17 protein-coding genes are annotated in these 17,734 nt (G+C 66.7%); 3 read left to right on the top strand and 14 right to left on the bottom strand.

Annotated features, from left to right (window positions below; genetic code table 11):
• Nucleotides 1-302: 302 nt before the first annotated feature.
• The 4 genes from ACOHX0_RS10475 to ACOHX0_RS10460 form a co-directional block, all read right to left on the bottom strand.
• Nucleotides 303-1,673 (bottom strand): glutamate--cysteine ligase, encoded by a 1,371-nt coding sequence (locus ACOHX0_RS10475; protein ID WP_420676626.1) that lies wholly within the window; start codon nt 1,671-1,673, stop codon nt 303-305.
• Between the two features lie 65 nt (nt 1,674-1,738).
• Nucleotides 1,739-2,266 carry a hypothetical protein gene (locus ACOHX0_RS10470; protein WP_420676625.1) on the bottom strand — a complete coding sequence of 176 codons (528 nt, stop codon included), beginning with the start codon at nt 2,264-2,266 and terminating at the stop codon, nt 1,739-1,741.
• The gene (locus ACOHX0_RS10465) at nt 2,263-3,243 is read right to left on the bottom strand and encodes a hypothetical protein (protein ID WP_420676624.1); all 981 of its coding nucleotides are present in this window, start codon (nt 3,241-3,243) and stop codon (nt 2,263-2,265) included. The genes ACOHX0_RS10470 and ACOHX0_RS10465 overlap by 4 nt, the downstream gene beginning before the upstream one ends.
• Complete coding sequence (locus tag ACOHX0_RS10460; RefSeq protein WP_420676623.1) at nt 3,244-3,969, bottom strand: 16S rRNA (uracil(1498)-N(3))-methyltransferase; 726 nt, start codon at nt 3,967-3,969, stop codon at nt 3,244-3,246.
• 12 nt (nt 3,970-3,981) lie between these two features.
• Here ACOHX0_RS10460 and ubiA point away from each other — a divergent pair, with 12 nt between their 5' ends.
• From ubiA to ACOHX0_RS10445, 3 genes are all read left to right on the top strand, one after another.
• A complete protein-coding gene (gene ubiA / locus ACOHX0_RS10455; protein ID WP_420676622.1) occupies nt 3,982-4,944 on the top strand; it encodes a 4-hydroxybenzoate octaprenyltransferase in 963 nt (320 codons plus the stop codon).
• Between the two features lie 62 nt (nt 4,945-5,006).
• Nucleotides 5,007-6,914, top strand: a complete 1,908-nt coding sequence (locus tag ACOHX0_RS10450; protein ID WP_420676621.1) for an OmpA family protein — start codon at nt 5,007-5,009, stop codon at nt 6,912-6,914.
• Nucleotides 6,911-7,225 carry a hypothetical protein gene (locus tag ACOHX0_RS10445; protein ID WP_420676620.1) on the top strand — a complete coding sequence of 105 codons (315 nt, stop codon included), beginning with the start codon at nt 6,911-6,913 and terminating at the stop codon, nt 7,223-7,225. Before ACOHX0_RS10450 ends, ACOHX0_RS10445 begins: the two co-directional genes overlap by 4 nt.
• A 716-nt stretch (nt 7,226-7,941) precedes the next feature.
• On the opposite strand, the gene ACOHX0_RS10440 is transcribed toward ACOHX0_RS10445, so the two are convergent.
• The 10 genes from ACOHX0_RS10440 to ACOHX0_RS10395 all read right to left on the bottom strand — a co-directional run bounded on the left by ACOHX0_RS10440 (nt 7,942) and on the right by ACOHX0_RS10395 (nt 17,682).
• Nucleotides 7,942-8,400 (bottom strand): molybdenum cofactor biosynthesis protein MoaE, encoded by a 459-nt coding sequence (locus ACOHX0_RS10440; RefSeq protein WP_420676619.1) that lies wholly within the window; start codon nt 8,398-8,400, stop codon nt 7,942-7,944.
• A 4-nt stretch (nt 8,401-8,404) separates the two neighbouring features.
• Nucleotides 8,405-8,650 (bottom strand): molybdopterin converting factor subunit 1, encoded by a 246-nt coding sequence (moaD, locus tag ACOHX0_RS10435; protein WP_420676618.1) that lies wholly within the window; start codon nt 8,648-8,650, stop codon nt 8,405-8,407.
• Nucleotides 8,650-9,321 (bottom strand): CDP-diacylglycerol--glycerol-3-phosphate 3-phosphatidyltransferase, encoded by a 672-nt coding sequence (gene pgsA / locus ACOHX0_RS10430; RefSeq protein WP_420676617.1) that lies wholly within the window; start codon nt 9,319-9,321, stop codon nt 8,650-8,652. Before pgsA ends, moaD begins: the two co-directional genes overlap by 1 nt.
• Before the next feature lie 138 nt (nt 9,322-9,459).
• Nucleotides 9,460-11,349, bottom strand: a complete 1,890-nt coding sequence (gene uvrC / locus ACOHX0_RS10425) for an excinuclease ABC subunit UvrC (protein WP_420676616.1) — start codon at nt 11,347-11,349, stop codon at nt 9,460-9,462.
• A gap of 412 nt (nt 11,350-11,761) precedes the next feature.
• Nucleotides 11,762-12,565, bottom strand: a complete 804-nt coding sequence (locus ACOHX0_RS10420) for an SDR family oxidoreductase (protein WP_420676615.1) — start codon at nt 12,563-12,565, stop codon at nt 11,762-11,764.
• Between the two features lie 35 nt (nt 12,566-12,600).
• Nucleotides 12,601-13,599 (bottom strand): calcium/sodium antiporter, encoded by a 999-nt coding sequence (locus tag ACOHX0_RS10415; protein ID WP_420676614.1) that lies wholly within the window; start codon nt 13,597-13,599, stop codon nt 12,601-12,603.
• Nucleotides 13,600-13,768: 169 nt separating this feature from the next.
• The gene (locus tag ACOHX0_RS10410) at nt 13,769-14,566 is read right to left on the bottom strand and encodes a S49 family peptidase (protein ID WP_420676613.1); all 798 of its coding nucleotides are present in this window, start codon (nt 14,564-14,566) and stop codon (nt 13,769-13,771) included.
• 417 nt (nt 14,567-14,983) lie between these two features.
• Nucleotides 14,984-15,571: a hypothetical protein gene (locus ACOHX0_RS10405; protein WP_420676612.1), complete on the bottom strand. Its 588-nt coding sequence runs from the start codon at nt 15,569-15,571 to the stop codon at nt 14,984-14,986.
• A gap of 393 nt (nt 15,572-15,964) precedes the next feature.
• Nucleotides 15,965-16,726 (bottom strand): ABC transporter permease, encoded by a 762-nt coding sequence (locus ACOHX0_RS10400; RefSeq protein WP_420676611.1) that lies wholly within the window; start codon nt 16,724-16,726, stop codon nt 15,965-15,967.
• Entirely contained in the window at nt 16,723-17,682 is a 960-nt protein-coding gene (locus tag ACOHX0_RS10395; protein WP_420676610.1) for an ABC transporter ATP-binding protein, read from the bottom strand. Before ACOHX0_RS10395 ends, ACOHX0_RS10400 begins: the two co-directional genes overlap by 4 nt.
• Nucleotides 17,683-17,734 lie beyond the last annotated feature (52 nt).

Here is a 17,734-nt window from a genome sequence, read left to right as displayed (position 1 = left end):
GTTGAAGGGGCACGTTGCTCACTTCGCGAATGACATTCTGGCTGGTCAGCTCCCGGACGCCATCAGGAAGCGGAAACACCGACTTCGTAGAGAACCAGGACCCCGAACGGCAATAGAACCCGCACTTCACGATCCCGCAAACAGAGAACCGCAATGTCCCGCTGAGCGGACATCTATCATACGAGGGCTTCCGGAGATTTCTTCGGAAGCCCTTGCCCGACATGGCTTGGCAGTCACAGGGGGTTCGAGCCACGCTTGCACCATTTACTGCAAAGGGCTGGCGCAGCGCCCCCTCCCCGATCTCAATATGCGAACTCGCTGTAGATGCGGCTCAGGTCCTCGCGCCAGGCGCCGTTGTAGCGCTCCAGCAACTCGTCGGCGGGCACCTTGCCGGTCTCCAGGCTGTCCTTCAGCGCGTTGAGGAAGTGCGTTTCGTCCGGGACCAGGCCGCCCGCGCCGGGGCGGTGGCGCGCCTTCAGGCCGCTTTCGGAAATCGCCACCACCTCGCGCGCCAGCTCATGCATGCTGATACCGTTCACCCTGGCCTGAAGGCCCTGTTCCGACGCGGCGACGCGCAGGGCCTCGCGGGTCTCGGCGTCCCAGCCCTTGACCAGATCCCAAGCCGCGTCCAGCGCGCCCTGGTCGTAAGTGAGCCCGACCCAGAAGGCGGGCAGTGCGCAGAGGCGGCGCCAGGGGCCGCCGTCGGCGCCGCGCATCTCGATGAACTTCTTCACCCGCGCCTCGGGGAACAGGGTGGTGAGATGGTCGGCCCAGTCGGAAAGCGTCGGCTTTTCTCCCGGCAGCGCGGGCAGCTCGCCCTTCAGGAAATCGCGGAAGGACATGCCGAGCGCATTGATGTACTCGCCATTGCGGTAGACGAAATACATCGGCACATCGAGCGCGTACTGCACCCAGGCCTCGAATCCGAACCCCTCGTCAAATACGAAGGGCAGCATTCCGGTGCGGTCGGCATCGAGGTGGCGCCAGACCTTGGAGCGCCAGGATTTGTGGCCGTTGGGCTTACCGTCAAGGAAGGGCGAATTGGCAAACAGCGCGGTGGCCACCGGCTGCAGGGCCAGCGCCACGCGCATCTTCTGCACCATGTCGGCTTCGGAGGAGAAATCCAGGTTCACCTGCACGGTGCAGGTGCGGCGCATCATGGTGGTGCCCATGGTGCCGACTTCCTGCATGTAACCGTCCATCAGCTTGTAACGGCCCTTGGGCATCAAGGGCATCTCGTCATGCTTCCAGACCGGCGCGGCGCCGAGGCCGATGAAGCCGACACCGATGCGGTCGGCGATGTCCTTCACGTCGCGCAGGTGGGCGTTCACCTCGTCGCAGGTCTCGTGGATGGTCTCCAGGGGCGCGCCGGAAAGCTCCAGCTGGCCGCCGGGCTCCAGGCTGATGTTGGCGCCGTCCTTGGTGAGACCGATGAGGTTGTCCCCTTCTGTCAGCGGCGCCCAGCCGTGTCCGTCGCGCAGCCCTTCGAGCACCGCGAGAATCGAGCGCTCACCCGCGTAGGGCAGCGGTTTCAGCGTGTCCTTGCAATAGCCGAACTTCTCATGCTCGGTGCCGATGCGCCAGTCCTGGCGCGGCTTGCAGCCACTGGAGAGATATTCGGCAAGCTGCTCATGGCGCTCGATCGGACCGCCGCCGGACTGGGGAATGGACATGCCTGGAACTCCGTCCTGAGTGAAAAGGGTTAAAAGGCCAGTGGTGGGCAAAATCCGCCCTGGTGTCAATGCAGGCGCTGACGCTCCGGCCGGCTGGGCGCCCGCTCCCAGATCACGACCTGGTGAGGCCCGGGCTTGCGCAGTTCGGCCAGCATCCGCTCGGTCTTGAGCCCGGGCAGTGCGGCAAAGACGTCGAACAGCGCGTCGGAGCCTTCGGCGGTCACCGGGATCGCCAGCGGCGCCTGGCCGGGCTGTTCCAGCACCCAATGCGGCGGCCGGGCCGAGTGGTCGAGCGCCAGCCGCTCCAGCTCGGAGGCGGCGACGGCGCCGCCGGTGAGCGGGCCGAAATAGGCGATCTGCCCTTCATCCACCTGCACCACGCCAGGACCGCCGGTGCCGCGCCGGAAGCGCATCCGCTGGGCGCCGATGATGCCGGTGACGATGCCGGTGGCGACCAGCGCCCAGCCGGTGACGGCGCTGAAACCCTGGCTTTGGAAGGCCCATTTCAGCCCGAACAGGAACATCAGCGCGGCGGCAATCACCTCCCGCCACTGCCAGAGCGCGGCGCGGGCTTCGGGCCGGATGAAACTCATGGCATGATCCTCCTGCCGTGCCTGAGATCGTCGAGATAGGCCTGGATACGGCGGCGCTTGAACTGAAGGCGCCGCGGCCGGCCCGGTTTCTTAGCGTACATCCTGAGGAATGTAAGACCGATGAAGAAGGCCAGAACGCTGCCGGTATCCTCTTCGGGAACGCCGCCGCTGGCCAGGAACGGCTGCATCTCGTCCTGGTCCAGCCCATAGAGCAGCGGCGCGCCGCTGCGCTTGCTGTTGTAATCTTTCGAAACCAGGAAGACGGCCGCCTGGCGGGCCCGAAAGAAGGTGCCGCTGCGGTGAATGTCGACTGCGGTCAGGCTGGTGTCCGGACGCAGGATCAGGTTGCGCGGGGCGAAATCGGGATGGCCGGGCGACCGGGACGCCTCCCGCGTTCCGAAGTGCGGCAGCATCTGCAGGAGCGCGCTGCCCAGCTCCGCAAGCAGCTCCATATCCGGATGCTCAGGGTACGAAGAGAGAAGGCTGCGGATTTCCGCCGCATATCTCTCCACCGGCAGGGCGGACCAGGTACTTTCGCCCTGGCTGGCCCAGCGCTGCCAGGCGCTGCACATTTGCAGAATCTGCGCCCGGTTTGTTGCAGGCTGCTTCAGCAGCACGTCGACCGGCGTGCCGGATTCGAAGCTCACGATCACAAGCCCAAGCCAGCCGGAGCTGGCCAGATACTCGTTCACGGAGAACTCTGGATGCGCATGCAGGCTGGAAAAATGGCCGAGCGCCAGAACAGTTTCCCCAACCTGGCGGCGCCGGATTTGCCGGCGCCAGAATTTCTTTACCACCACCGGCCGGCCGCCCTGCCGCCCCCGGAAAACCGAGGCGTCGCTGGCGGTCTTCAGAGCTGCTTCCAGCACAAGGCCGCCGCCCGGCCACTTCAGCCGCGCCTGAAGCTGCACCCGCGCCATCTGGCCGGCGGTGCCGTCCGGGCGGGCCATCAGCGGCAGCCGGCCGAGACTACCCATCTACCAGTCCCCCAGCTGCTGCTGCCACAGCGTCATCGCCGCCACCGCGGCGGTGTCGGCGCGCAGGATGCGGGGGCCGAGGCTGACGGCGCAGCTTTGCGGCAGCGCGTGCAGGCGGCGGCGTTCGGCACCGGAAAAGCCGCCTTCCGGGCCGATCAGGATGGCCCAGGGGCCGCCCTTGCCGGTCTCAGCCGCGAGCTCCAGCGCATTGCCCGCCTCGGCTTCGTCGCAGAACATCAGCTGCCGCTCCTGCGGCCAGGCGTCCAACAGGCCGGAGAGCTTCTGCAGCTCCGCCACATCCGGCACGAAGGTGCCGCCGCATTGCTCGGCGGCCTCCACTGCATGGGCCTGCAGCCGGTCCTGGCGGATGCGCTCGGAATTGGTGAACTCGGTCTGCACCGGCAGGATGCGGGCGGCGCCCATCTCGGCGGCCTTCTCGACAATGAAATCGGTGCGCGCCTTCTTGATCGGGGCGAACATCAGCCACAGGTCGGGCGGCAGCTGCAAGGGCTTACTCTGCTCCCGGCACAAGAGTGTGCCGCCGCGCTTGCCGGCCTCGGCGACCTCGGCCTGCCATTCACCGTCCCGCCCGTTGAACAGCGCCACAGGCGCGCCGGTCTGAAGCCGCATCACCCCGAACAGGTAATGCGCCTGATCGCGGTCCAGAGGAACCGTTTGCCCTGCCCCCAGCGGGTGCTCTACATACAACCTGATTTTCGCACTCATGAGGACCTACATATGCAAGGTCAGACGCCAGCACCAGAGGGTCAGGTTGCCGACGCCGTCAAGGGCAACTGGGTGGACACATATGCTCCCGCCTGGAGCCGCCCCTACCTGCGGCTCTCCCGCGCCGACCGGCCGATCGGAACCTGGCTGCTGCTGATCCCGTGCTGGTGGGGGCTGGCACTGGCGATCCTTGCAGGCCAGGATCCGCGCTGGCAGGATCTGTGGATCATTGCAGCCTGCGGCGCCGGCGCCTGGCTGATGCGCGGCGCGGGCTGCACCTGGAACGACATCACCGACCGCAACTTCGACGGCGCGGTGGAGCGCACCCGGTCGCGGCCGATCCCCTCGGGGCAGGTCTCGGTCAAGGGCGCCGCGGTCTGGATGGGGGCGCAGATGCTGGTGTCGCTCGCGATACTGCTGAGCTTCAACCAGGCGGCCATTGCGATGGGCATCCTGGCGCTGCTGCCGGTGGCCGTCTACCCCTTTGCCAAGCGCTTCACCTGGTGGCCGCAGGTGTTCCTGGGGCTCGCCTTCAACTGGGGGGCCATGCTGGCCTGGGTCGCGCATGCGGGCAGTTTGGGCTGGCCGCCGGTGATCCTGTACCTCGCAGGGATCGCCTGGACGCTGTTCTACGACACCATCTATGCGCATCAGGACACCGAGGACGACGCGTTGATCGGGGTGAAGTCCACCGCCCGGCTGTTCGGCAGCCAGTCGCCGATGTGGCTGCGGCGCTTCATCACCGCCACCGTCAGCCTGATGGCGCTGGCGGTGATCCTGGCGGTGCAGCCCGCAGGCTCGGTGCTGGCGCTGGTACTGGCGCTTGCGGCGCCCTGGGCGATGGGCTGGCACATGACCTGGCAGTTGCGGGCCTTTGACGCGGAAAACAACCCGCGGCTGTTGCAGCTGTTCCGGCTGAACCGCGATACCGGCCTCATTCCGCTGATCTTCTTCGCCCTGGCAATCCTGGCGTGATTGAACCCGCGGCCCGCAAGCGGTAAGAGCGCAGGACCGAAACAAGGGGAACGTGCTGCCACATGCGCCTGTCTTCGCTGATGATTCCGGGCCTGACTTTCGCCGCCGCGGCGGGACTCAGCCTTGTCGCTGCCGGTTTTGCCGTCACTGCGGTGGAGCGCAGCACCGAGACCGGCCTGCGCGCGGCGCTGGACAGGGCGGGCTTCACCTGGGCCGAGGTCACGGCAGACGGGCTTCAGGTGGTGATGCAGGGCACCGCGCCCGACGAGGCGGCGCGGTTCTCGGCGATCTCCGCCGCGGGCAGCGTGATCGACGCCGCCCGCCTCATCGACGGCATGGACGTGCGCCCCTCCAAGGGGCTGGCGCCGCCGCGGTTCTCGGCCGAGATCCTGCGCAACGACAGCGGCATCTCCATCATCGGGCTGATCCCGGCAGGCTTCGAGCGGCAGGGCCTGGTGGAGCGGCTCGACGCGCTGGCGGGCGCGGGCGAGGTGGCCGATTTCCTGGAGACCGCGCGCTACAGCACGCCCGAGGGCTGGGAGGCGGCGCTGGAGTTCGCGATGGAGGCGCTGGAGCTGCTGCCGCGCTCCAAGATCTCGGTCTCGGCAGGCGCCGTCACGATCACCGCGATTTCGGACAGCGCCGCGGCCAAGCAGCGGCTGGAGGAGCAGCTGGGCCGGATGGCGCCGCCGGAGATTACCCTGAGCATGGATATTGCCGCGCCGCGGCCGGTGATCACGCCGTTCACTTTGCGTTTCCTCTTGGGCGAGGACGGCGCAGAGTTCGATGCCTGCTCGGCCGAAAGCGAACAGAGCCGCGAACGCATCCTGGAAGCGGCGCGGGCAGCGGGGCTCGAGGGCGAGGCCGACTGCGTGATCGCGATGGGCGTGCCCTCGCCGAACTGGGCGCGGGCGGCGGAGCTGAGCATCGCAAGCCTGGCGGAAATCGGCGGCGGCTCGGTCACCATGGCCAATGCCGACATCACCCTGGTCGCGGCAGAGGGCACGGAAAGCGGCGTCTTCGACCGCGCCGTCGGCGAGCTGGAAAGCGCCCTGCCCCGGGTCTTTGCCCTGCACGCGGTGCTGCCCGAGCCGGAGACCGCCGCCGCCGCAGGCCCGCCCGAGTTCACCGCGACGCTCAGCCCCGAAGGCCAGGTGCAGCTGCGCGGCCGCCTGCCGGATGCGGCGATGCGCACGGTGGCGGGCAGCTATGCCAAGGCGCGCTTCGGCTCCGGCAATGTGCATACCGCGGCGCGGATAGCCGAAGGCCTTCCCGCGGACTGGCCGGTCCGGGTGCTGGCGGGGCTGGAGGCGCTCTCCTATCTGCAGCGCGGCGCGGTGACAGTGACGCCGGGCAACCTCGCGCTCACCGGCATGAGCTACCGCAAGGACGCCCCGGCCGAGATCGCCCGGCTGCTGTCGGCCAAGCTGGGCGAGGCAGAGCAATACGAGCTGGACGTCAGCTTTGAGGCGCCGCCGGAACCGAAGGACAAGCCGATCCCGCCCGAGCTGTGCGAAGCGGAACTGGCCGGCGCCCAGGCCGCGGGCAAGATCACCTTCGAGCCGGGCTCGGCCACGATTGCCGCCGAAAGCCGCGGCACGATGGACCGGATCGCCGAGATCCTCGGCCGTTGCGGGCCGGTGCGGCTGGAGATCCAGGGCCATACCGACAGCCAGGGCCGCGAGGAGATGAACCAGAACCTCAGCCAGGCGCGGGCGCAATCGGTTCTGAACGAACTGCGCGCCCGGCGGCTGGTGACTTCGAGCTTCACCGCCCGCGGCTATGGCGAGACCACACCGGTTGCCGATAACGGCACCGAGGAAGGCCGCGAGGCCAACCGCCGAATCGAGTTCCGCCTGATCCGCCCCGAGGCGGCGGAAGACGCGGAAGGCGCAACGGACACAGAGGGCGAAGCGGGCGCGGACAACAGCACAGAGACCGGCGCCGGACAGGAGAGCACAGGACAATGAACAGGACCGAGTTCATCATCAGCACCGCGGTCATCCTCTTCGCGGCCTTTGCGCTTGGCTGGTTCGCCAATTGGCTGGTGCACCGCTTCACCCGGGTGCGGCAGAGCGATGTCGCCGATCTCGACCGGATGAGCCAGGAGCTGCACGAGGCCGAGGAGACCCGCGACCAGGCGATCACCTACCTGCAGCAGCGCGAGGCCGAGCTGACCAACCAGCTGACCCAGACCGAAGCTGAGCTGCGCGCCGCGATGGACGGGCTGCGCGAGGCCCGCCGCGAGGCAGAGGAGCTGCGCGCCCGTCCGCCGCAGTGAGCCCGCTTCCGCCGAAGCGAAACTCCCGCGCCTGCGGCCTGCGCTGGCTGCGCCAGCACTGCCCGAACAGCCTTGGGCCGCGCCGTGCTGGCGCACGGCGGGAGGGCTGCCGGGACGGCATTGACCGGCAGGGCGGCCGTCAAGACTCTGGCCCATCAAGCTGGAGAGTTCGCGCGTCAGGGACAAGCGGCTGCGCCCGCCTGCGGCCTGCCTGACCCGCCGGCGGGCGCTGTGCCGGCTTGGCTGCCGGGTGTATTCTGAAGAGCGGCAAAGCGCCCTGATTTGGCTGGTCGCCCGGCTGTGCGGGGCCCGTTACGGCACAGGGGAGAAACGCGCCCGGCTTCCGCACAGACCCTGCTGCGGGAAAAACTCCCGTGCCTCCGGCCTGCATTGGCTGCGCCGGCACCGCCCGCCCGAGCAGCCCTGGGCGCGCCGTGCAGACGCACGGCGGGAGGGCTGCTGAGACGGCCTTAACCGGCAGCTTCGCCGTTAAGGCCCGTGACACCTTTATTGGCCTGAAATGGAGCGTGCGCGCGTCAAGGACAAGCGGCTGCGCGGGGCCTTGCGGCCTGCTTGCGCCGCTGGCGGAAGGTTAGGGCGCGGCTGCCGGGGTGGAACGGGGAACTGAGCCCAGCGGCCAGGCGGAGATCATCTCAGATGATCGCTCAACTGGCGGGAGCGGTTCCCTCTCCGGCGGGGTGCCGGCAGCAGCGGAGTTACCAGCGGCTCAGGGCGTCTTCGTCGCTGTCCTTGGCCGCGACCCATTCGGTGCTGCCGCTTGCAAGGATTTCCTTCTTCCAGAACGGCGCGCGGGATTTCAGGTAGTCCATCAGATACTCCGCCGCCTCGAAGGCGTCCTTGCGGTGGCGGGCGGCGGTGGCGACCATCATGATGCGCTCGCCCGGGGCCAGGCGGCCGTGGCGGTGGATCACCAGCACATCGGCGAGCGACCAGCGCTTGCCGGCCTCCTGGGCGATAGCGGCAAGCGCCTTCTCGGTCATGCCCGGGTAGTGCTCGATCTGCATTGCCGCGAGGCCGCCCTGACCGGCGTCGCGCACCACGCCGGTGAAAGTGACCAGCGCGCCCGCCTGCGCCCCGGCGCCCGCTACGCGCGCGGCAAAGGCGTCGCTTTCGGCGCCGAGCGCAAAAGGCGCTTCCTGGACGCGGATCTCCATGGTCTCAGCCCCCGGTCATCGGCGGGAAAAAGGCGACCTCGCGCACGCCGTCCAGCGGCGAGGAGAACTCGGCCAGTTCCTGGTCCAGCGCCACCCGCAGCGCCGAGAGGTCGGCGAAGGCCGCGGCATAGCGCTCCTCGCGGGCGGTGAGCTCGGCGACCAGATCGGCGACCGTCGCGGCCGAGGTTTCCACCTTCTCGCGCGGCAGGCCGATGCGTTCGCGCACCCAGGCAAAATAGAGAATATCCATCAATGCGCCTCCTTCAGATGCGGCATCGCCTTGCGCAGGTAGTCAACGCCGGTGATCGCCGTCAGCGCCGCCGCGATCCACAACAGCCAGAGGCCGATGCGGCCGGTCCAGACCATGCCCGCGAACTTCCAGCGCAAGCCCTGCTCGTCTGCGAGCGTGCCGCTGAGGATCTGTTCCACCATAGACTGGTCCATGCCGAAGGAAGACATCACCAGGTAGTGCTCGAAGATGCCTTGCGAGAACAGGGTGGCGATGGCGATCATCTGGGCGGTGGTCTTCCACTTGGCCAGTTTCGTCACCTTCAGCGTGCCCGCGGTATCGCCGAGATATTCGCGCAGGCCGGAGACGAAGACCTCGCGGAACAGAATCACGGTGGCGGGCAGCACCAGCCAGGGGGTCCAGTGCTCGGCGGCGTAGCCGACCAGGATCATCAGCGCGATCACCACCATCGCCTTGTCGGCAATCGGGTCCAGCATCGCGCCCATCTTGGTCTCCTGCTTCCAGGCGCGGGCGAGGTAGCCGTCGAACCAGTCCGTCACCGCGGCGGTGACGAAAAGCACCAGCGCAAACCAATCCGCATAGGGCCGGGAAAAATACAGGAACATCACCGCAAGGCCGGGCGCCGCAAGCAGGCGCAGCAGGGTGAGTATGTTGGGCAGGTTCCATTTCATGGGCGCACATTATCCGGCTGGCTTACGCGAGGAAAGCGGAAGTGATGAAAAATCCGCCCCTTACGGGACGGATGCCTCCGGCGGGGATATTTGGGGCCAGAAGAAGGGCCAAGGCTTTGTATTTTCAAAGGGCGGGCCTCAACTGCTGCCGTGGAAATGGTCGTAGATGCGTTCGGCGAGCGCGGCGGAGATGCCCTCAACCGCCTTCAGGTCCGAGAGGTTGGCGCGGCTCACCGCCTTGGCGCTGCCGAAATGCGCCAGAAGCGCGCGCTTGCGGGCGGCGCCGACGCCGGGCACCTCGTCCAGCGGCGTGGCGCCGATCGCCTTGGCGCGCTTGGCGCGGTGGGTCCCGATTGCAAATCGGTGCGCCTCGTCGCGCAGGCGCTGGATGAAGTAGAGCACGGGGTCGTTGCGCTGGAGGGCAAAGGCGCTCTGGCCGGGGCGGTAGAACTCCTCCTTGCCGTGGTCGCGATCGACGCCCTTGGCGACGCCCACCATCGGAATGTCCTGGACGCCGTGTTCTTCCATGATCTCCGCCACCGCCGAAACCTGGCCCGCGCCGCCGTCGATCAGCAGAAGGTCGGGCCACATGCCCTTCTCACGCTCGGGGTCTTCCTTCAGGAGGCGCGAGAAGCGGCGGTTCAGCACTTCCTTCATCATGCCGAAGTCATCGCCCGGCACCAGATCCTCGCCGCGGATGTTGAACTTGCGGTAGGCATTCTTCATCAGCCCCTCGGGGCCGGCCACGATCATGCCGCCGACCGCATTGGTGCCCTGGATATGGGAGTTGTCGTAGACCTCGATCCGCTGCGGCGGGCCGTCGAGACCGAAGGCTTCGGCCAGGCCGCGCAGCAGTTTGGCCTGGGTTGCGCTTTCGGCCATGCGGCGGGCCAGGCTTTCGCGGGCGTTGCGCACGGCAAAGGCCACCAGCTCGGCTTTCTCGCCGCGCTGCGGGGTCAGCAGCTCAACCCGGCGGCCGGCCTGATCGCTGAGCGCGGCCTCCATCAGGTCGGTGTTCTCGATCGCATCGGACAGGATTAGCTGGCGCGGCGGCTCCTTGTTGCCGTAGAACTGGCCGAGGAAGGCCTCCATTACCTCCGCAGCACTCATGTCGGCATCGACGCGGGGGTAGAAGTCCTGATTGCCCCAGTTCTGGTTGGCGCGGATGAAGAAGACCTGCACGCAGGCCTGGCCGCCCTCCATGTGCAGGCCGATCACATCGGCCTCGGCGACGCCGCGCGGGTTGATGCCCTGGCTGGACTGCACCTGGGTCAGCGCCTTGATCCGGTCGCGCAGGGCGGCGGCGCGCTCGAACTCCATCGCCTCGGAGGCCGCGGCCATCTGGTCTGCCAGCTCTTCCTGGATCTTCGTCGAGCGGCCCGACAGGAAACGTTCGGCGTCGTGCACGCTGGCGGCGTAGTCTGCTTCCGAGATCAGCCCGGTGCAGGGCGCCGAGCAGCGCTTGATCTGATATTGCAGGCAGGGGCGTGTGCGGGTCTCGAACATCGAATCCGAGCAGTTGCGCAACAGGAACGCCTTCTGCAGCTGGTTCAGCGTCCGGTTCACCGCCCCGGCGCTGGCAAAGGGGCCGAAGTAGCTGCCCTTCTCCTTGCGCGCGCCGCGGTGCTTCTTGATCTGCGGATAGGTGTGATCCTTGGCGACCAGGATGTTGGGGAAGCTTTTGTCGTCGCGCAGCAGCACGTTGTACTTGGGCTTCAGCTGCTTGATCAGGTTCTGCTCCAGCAGCAGCGCCTCGGTCTCGGTCCGCGTGGTCAGGAACATCATCGAAGCGGTGAGCGCGATCATCCGCTCGATCCGCGGGCTGTGGCCCGGGCGGGCGTAGTTCGACACCCGGGCGCGCAGGTTGCGCGCCTTGCCCACGTAGAGCACCCGGCTGTCGGCGTCGAGCATCCGGTAGACCCCGGGCGAAGCATCCAGCGTCTTGAGGTACCCCTGGATCACGGCATAGCCGGTGGCGGGCTTTTTGGGGGGCTCTTGGGCGGGCAGATCACTCATGGATGCAGACATATGATTCCCGGCCGCGGGCTGCAATGTTTACCGGGTTGGATCAAGGCTGGGAAAGTCCACGGAACCTGTGGATAACCCCGGAGATAACTTTGGGCTATCCGCGGTTTTTCCTTATTTCCGGCCAGTTTGCGACGGTTGCCTATTTTTTAGGCGTCATTGCAAGTTATTGATTTTGAACAAAATATTTTATCGTTCTGACAAGCTTCTGAATCCGTTTAGATTTTTGTAACGTTTCCGCAAGGACACACCGGCCGGTGCAAAACTTTCGCAGGCACGTTGACAGGCTGCCGGTTTTGCGGGCGGTCGGGGAGGGAATCGGGGAGGCGCGCCACTCTGTTGCGGGGCCGCCACAAGGCGCCGCGCAGGGTCTTTGAAGGGACGCCGCAGGCAGCCCCCGGCAGCCCCCGGCAGGTCACTCCAACCCGCAGACGTCCGGGGTCTGCCAGGCCAGGTGCTGGCCGCCGTCGACGCAGATCATCTGGCCGGTGACAGCGGGTGCTGCCAGCAGATAGGCCAGCGCCGCGGTGATGTCGCCGGGGTCGGCGCCGCGCTCCAGGATGGTGCTGGCGCGCTGGCGGGCAAATTGCCCGGCGCTCTGCCGGGCGCCCGGCAGGGTCGGCCCCGGGCCGATCGCGTTGACGCGGATGCGCGGCGCCAGCGCCTGGGCGGCGGTGCGGGTCAGGGTCCAGAGCGCGGATTTCGCCAGCGTATAGCTCATGAAATCCGGGGTCAGCTTCAGCACCCGCTGGTCCACCATGTTGACCGCAAGCCCCCAGGCGCGCGGCTCGGCGCGGCTTTCGCCGCCAGGGACCTCCCCGGCGGGGGTGAGCGGCGGCGCATCGCATTGGGCTGCCATCGCCTGCAACAGCAGGAAGGGCGCGCGCAGGTTGGAGCTGAAATGCGCATCCCAGCTTTCGCGGGTGGCGCTGCCGAGCGTGTCGCGCTCGAACACCGAGGCGTTGTTGACGAGGCAGGTGACCGGCCCCTCCAGCGCGGCGGCGGCGCGCGGCAGCAGCGCCTGCGTTGCGTCCTCATCCGCCAGATCGGCCCGCAGCGCCACGGCGCGGCGGCCCTGCTGGCGGATCATCTGCGCGGTCTCTTCCGCCTCGGCTTCGGAACTGTGGTAATGCACTGCCACGTCATGGCCCTCGGCCGCGAGCCGCAAAGCCATGGCGCGACCCAGCCGCCGCCCTGCTCCGGTCACCAATGCGCGCATCACAAACTCCTCTCAGGCTGTTGCAGACGAAAGAGTTAGAACAGGGCCACCATGTAGATCAGGTAAAGAGCGCAGAGCGCGATGCCCCAGGCGCGGGTGATGTCCTGCTTGAGAAAGACGAAGGGCACCAGCAGGAGTGAAGACGCCAGCATCACCCAGAGGTCGAAGCTTAGGAAACCCGGGTCGACCGAGATCGGCCCCACGAAGGACGCGATGCCGATGATGGCCAGCAGATTGAACATATTGGAGCCGATCACATTGCCAAGCGCCACATCCGCCTGCCGCCGCAGCGCCGCCATCACGGTGGTGGCAAGCTCGGGCAGCGAGGTGCCAACCGCCACCAAAGTCAGGCCGATCACTGTTTCGCTGACCCCATAGAGGCGCGCGATCACCGAGGCGTTGTCGACCAGCAGATCAGCGCCCAGCGGCAGGCCGATCAGGCCCAGGGCCAGAAACAGCAGGATGCGCCAATAGGGCATGTCGGGGTCGGCTTCCTCGATCTCCTCAAGGTCTTCGGCGAAATCGCCGCCGCCTTCAGCCACCGCGGCGCCGCCGTTGGCATTGCAGTTGGCAATGCCGTTGCGGCGGTGGGCGCGGGCCTCGCGGAAGGCGATGTACAGCACAGCCGACAGTGCTGCCAGCAGGATCAGGCCGGACCACGCGGTGAACGTGCCGCCAAAGGCCAGGCCTATGAACAGGGCCGAGGCGGCCAGCATGAAGGTGTAGTTCTTGCGGGTGCTGCATTCACTGGTGTGCAGTGCCCGCAGCAGCGCCGGGATGCCGAGCACCAGGAGCACGTTGGCGATGTTGGAGCCGACCACATTGCCCATCGCGATGCCGTCGGCATTGTCGCGCACCGCGCTGATCGCGATCAGGAGTTCCGGCGCCGAGGTGCCGAAGGCGACGATGGTGAGGCTCACGATCAGCGCAGGCACCCCCAGCCGCAGGCTGAGGTTCACCGCGCCGCGCACCAGCGCATCGCCCGCCAGCAGCAGGATCAAGAGACCAAGAGCCGAATACAGCCAAGGCATCATTTGCCCCGCCCTCCTTTCTTGCAGGCGCAGGGGCCTTTTCCGATCTTGAACCGCCCGCAGGACGGGCAGCGCACGGAGCGAAGGGTTTTCCGGCCGGGCAGCCGCAGCTTCCCGAACATCGCCAGCACTGCCATCACTGCGAGGAAAACCGTGACGATCTTGAACAGCACTAGAGACCGAAACGCGCGAAACCGGCGCGCTCCTCGATCCCGGCCAGAACGTCCTGAGCCATGCGCAGGCCGAGACGGCCCAGCAGCGGTCTTTTCACGCCGTAGCGGCGCAGGCGGACCTTCTTGCCGAAGCGTTCCTGCATCTTGGGAACGAGATGGCCGATACCGTCGATCAGGCCAAGCTCCTGGGCGCGCGCACCGAGCCAGATGTCACCGGAGAACAGATCCTCGCCGGACTTCAGCCTGCCGCCGCGGCGCTCGGTGACATGGGCGATGAAATTGGCGTGGATGCCATTCAGGATGCCCTTGAGCCGCTGCACGTCCTCGGGGTTTTCCGGGCGGAACGGGTCGAGCATGGATTTGCTGTCGCCCGCCGTATAGACGCGGCGCTCGACGCCCTGGCGGGCCAGAAACACATGGGCGCCGAAACCCGAGGAGATCACCCCCACCGAGCCGATCACCGAGTTGGCGTCGGCCCAGATCTCATCCGCCGCCGCCGCCAGCCAGTAGCCGCCCGAGGCTGCCACGTCCTCGGCAAAGGCGTAGACCGGCATGTCCAGCTCGTCCGCCAGGCGGCGGATGCGGGCGCCGATCAGCGCGCTCTGCACCGGCGAGCCGCCGGGGGAGTTGATCTCCAGAGCGACGGCAACGGGTTTGCCCTTGCGGAAGGCGCGTTCCAGCACCGGTGCCAGGGCGGCGTCGTTGAGAGAGCCGCGGCCGGGCATGCCGATGGCGCCGGCCAGGCGCACCACGGCCACGCTGGGCCGTCTTTTCAGGAAAGGCAGGTGAAATCTCATGGCGCCGATGTAGAGGGCCGTATCGGATGAAACAAGATGTGCCCCGGAACAATTGCGGAGAAAGGTAAAATCCGGAGGCCCGCAGGCATAATTGCAACGCCGTCTGATGCGCAGGACCGGCGTCCCCTGCCCCGCACTATGTGCTCCCGCCCGTCAGCCGGCCGCCCTGCGGCCGCTTCCCGTTGGGCCGGGCGCCGCGCTTGCGCGCGGCGGGCGTGATGCGGATAGTGCGGCGTAGTGCGGGCGCCAGGGGATTAGTGCTTCCGGCTCTTTTCCGAAGCAACACATGCAGCTTGGCCCGGGGCGACCGATCGCCCGCGGCGTCCCGTAGGGTATGGGTGCGACAGAAACGGCAGCTGCCGCGAGGCGTTCCGGCTTCAGCTTCGAAGCGTCGGCTTGAGCTTGGTCGCAGGCCTGTCAGTTCGTCGCCAGTGTCACCGCTGCACCCGGTTCACCCGGCCATTCGCCGCGGCCCCACGGCCATGTCTTAAGCGCGGCGATCAAGACCTTGGGACGCCCCTTGTCCCGGACCTGCCAGGCTTGCACGACGTGGTCGGACAAGCCCTCCCCGTTTTCCGCGTTCGTGGTTGCGTCAAATGCGGTGACCAGAATTTGAGCCAGCTCGTAGCTTTGCGCTGGGGTCATCCCGCGCAAGCCGACGTAGCAGTTTCCGGCGCCAGCCTGCACGATCACCTCACCGGTGTCGTGTGATACCCTCGGCCCGAGGACGTAATGCAGGCCTCCGCCCTTGCCGGTTCTCGAAGTGTCCTCCGTTTCAGGAGAGGCGGTGTTGGTTTCGGGACGGGACCAGTATCCCAATGCCTCAAACCTATCAAACAATTCGGAGTCGTCTGGTAGTGCAGTACAGGCACGGACCGCCCTCTTTGCTTCCGCGAATGCAACAGAGCCAGCCGGCGAGACGCTGATTGTATTAGTGTCGACCGGGGGAATGCCCCCGCATCCTGAGGACAATGCAAACAGAATCAGAAACATTTTCTTGTTCAAAATCACAACCTTCCACAGTTGCCCAGTTCTGGCAGTCTCCGCCACGAGACGAAAAATGCTATAAGACTTTGGCAGGTTTCATAAATTCGCGTTACAGCTGATCGTTCCGGCTGAAACTTGATAGCCATTCGCATCCTGCGTATCAACTCTCGCGGCACCACGCACAGCCACTTTCGCCCCGGGAAAGCCACAAGCTCCGCAGGGCCGGACCGGCGGCGCAAGGCACTCCCGGAATTCCCGCTCCAACCGGCGGCGGCCCGGTCCTCCCGCGGCCTCCGCCCCACACCCTTTCCCCGGCACGCCCAGCGTGCCCGGCCCAACGGGTGAGGGACATCCTTCGGATGTCCGCAGCCGAGCGGGAGCCCCCCGCTTTTGAGCGCCCCCTGCCCCGCCTCAGGCGCGGATGCGCCAGCCGGTGCGGAAGATCCACCAGATCACTGCAACGCAGGCGAGGGTGAAGCCGCCAATGGCGCCGAGGCTCAGCAGCACCGGCACGTCGGACTGGCCGAAGAACGACCAGCGGAAGCCCGAAACCAGGTAAACCACAGGATTAAACAGGGAAATCACCTGCCACACAGGCGGCAGCATGGCCACGGAGTAAAACGCCCCGCCCAGGAAAACCAAGGGCGTCACCACCAGGAGCGGCACCAGCTGCAGCTGCTCGAAGTTGCCCGCCCAGATGCCGATGATGAAGCCCATCAGCGAAAAACTGATGCAGGTCAGCAGCAGGAACGCCACCATCGCAAACGGGTGCTGCACCGGCAGGTCGACAAACAGCGCCGCGGTGCAGAGGATCACCACCCCGATGAACAGCGCCTTGGTCGCAGCCGCGCCGGCAAAGCCCGCCACCACTTCGAGGAAATTGATCGGGGCGGAGAGGATCTCGTAGATATTGCCGATGAACTTCGGGAAATAGATGCCGAAGGAGGCGTTGGAGATCGCCTGTGTGATCACCGAGAGCATCACCAGCCCGGGCACGATGAAGGCGCCGTATTCCACGCCCTCGACTTCCTGGATGCGGCTGCCGATGGCGCTGCCGAAGACCACGAAGTAGAGCGAGGTGGAGAGCACCGGCGAGATGAAACTCTGCAGGAAGGTGCGCCAGAAACGCGCCATCTCCGCCTTGTAGATGGTGGCAACCGCGGTCCAGTTCATGCGGCGTCTCCCTTGGCTGCGTTCGCCGGTTCCGAATTTCCGGACACCAGCCCGACAAAGATGTCCTCGAGGCTGGATTGCCGCGTCTGCACGTCGGCCAAGACCAGCCCGGCGCCTGCCACGTCGTTCAGGAGCGTGGTGATGCCGGTGCGCTCGGCGCGGGTGTCATAGGTGTAAAGCAGCGCATCGCCGCCGTTGATCAGTTGCAGCTTGTGCGGCGCGAGCGTCTCCGGGATCGCGGAAATCGGCTCGCTCAGCTGCACTTCGAGCTCCTTCTGGCCCATGCGCGCCATCAGCTGGTCCTTCTGCTCCACCAGCAGCAGTTCGCCGCCGTTGATCACGCCGATGCGCTCGGCGATGGCCTCGGCTTCCTCGATGTAATGGGTGGTGAGGATGATGGTGACACCGCTCGCCTTCAGTTCCTCGACGATCTGCCACATGTCCTTGCGCAGCTCCACGTCAACGCCCGCGGTGGGCTCGTCGAGGAACAGGATGCGCGGCTCATGCGCCAGCGCCTTGGCGATCAGCACCCGGCGCTTCATGCCGCCCGAAAGCTCCATGATCTTGGCATCGCGCTTCTCCCAGAGCGACAGCTTGCGCAGGATATCCCCGATCCGGGCGGGATCGGCCGGCCTGCCGAACAGCCCGCGCGAGAAACTCACTGTGTCCAGCACCTTGGCAAAGGGTTCCAGCGTGATCTCCTGCGGCACCAGGCCGATCAGGCTGCGGGCAGCGCGGAAGTCGCGCACGTTGTCATGGCCGCCGACAGTGATGCTGCCCGAAGTGGCAGTGGTGATGCCGCAGATGGTGGAGATCAGCGTGGTCTTGCCTGCGCCGTTGGGGCCGAGCAGGGCCAGGATCTCGCCATCCTCGATGTCGAGCGAGACGCCTTTCAGCGCCTCGAAACCGCCCTCATAGACCTTGCGCAGGTCCCGGATGGAAAGGATCGCCGCCATGCTGCCTCCGATGTGAATTGCTTTGCCGCCAAACTAGGGGCTTGCGCGCAGC

Source organism: Cribrihabitans pelagius, from assembly GCF_048820915.1.
Taxonomy (GTDB): domain Bacteria; phylum Pseudomonadota; class Alphaproteobacteria; order Rhodobacterales; family Rhodobacteraceae; genus Cribrihabitans_A; species Cribrihabitans_A pelagius.
Note: the sequence above shows the minus strand (reverse complement) of the source record. Positions and strands in the feature narration are given on the sequence as shown.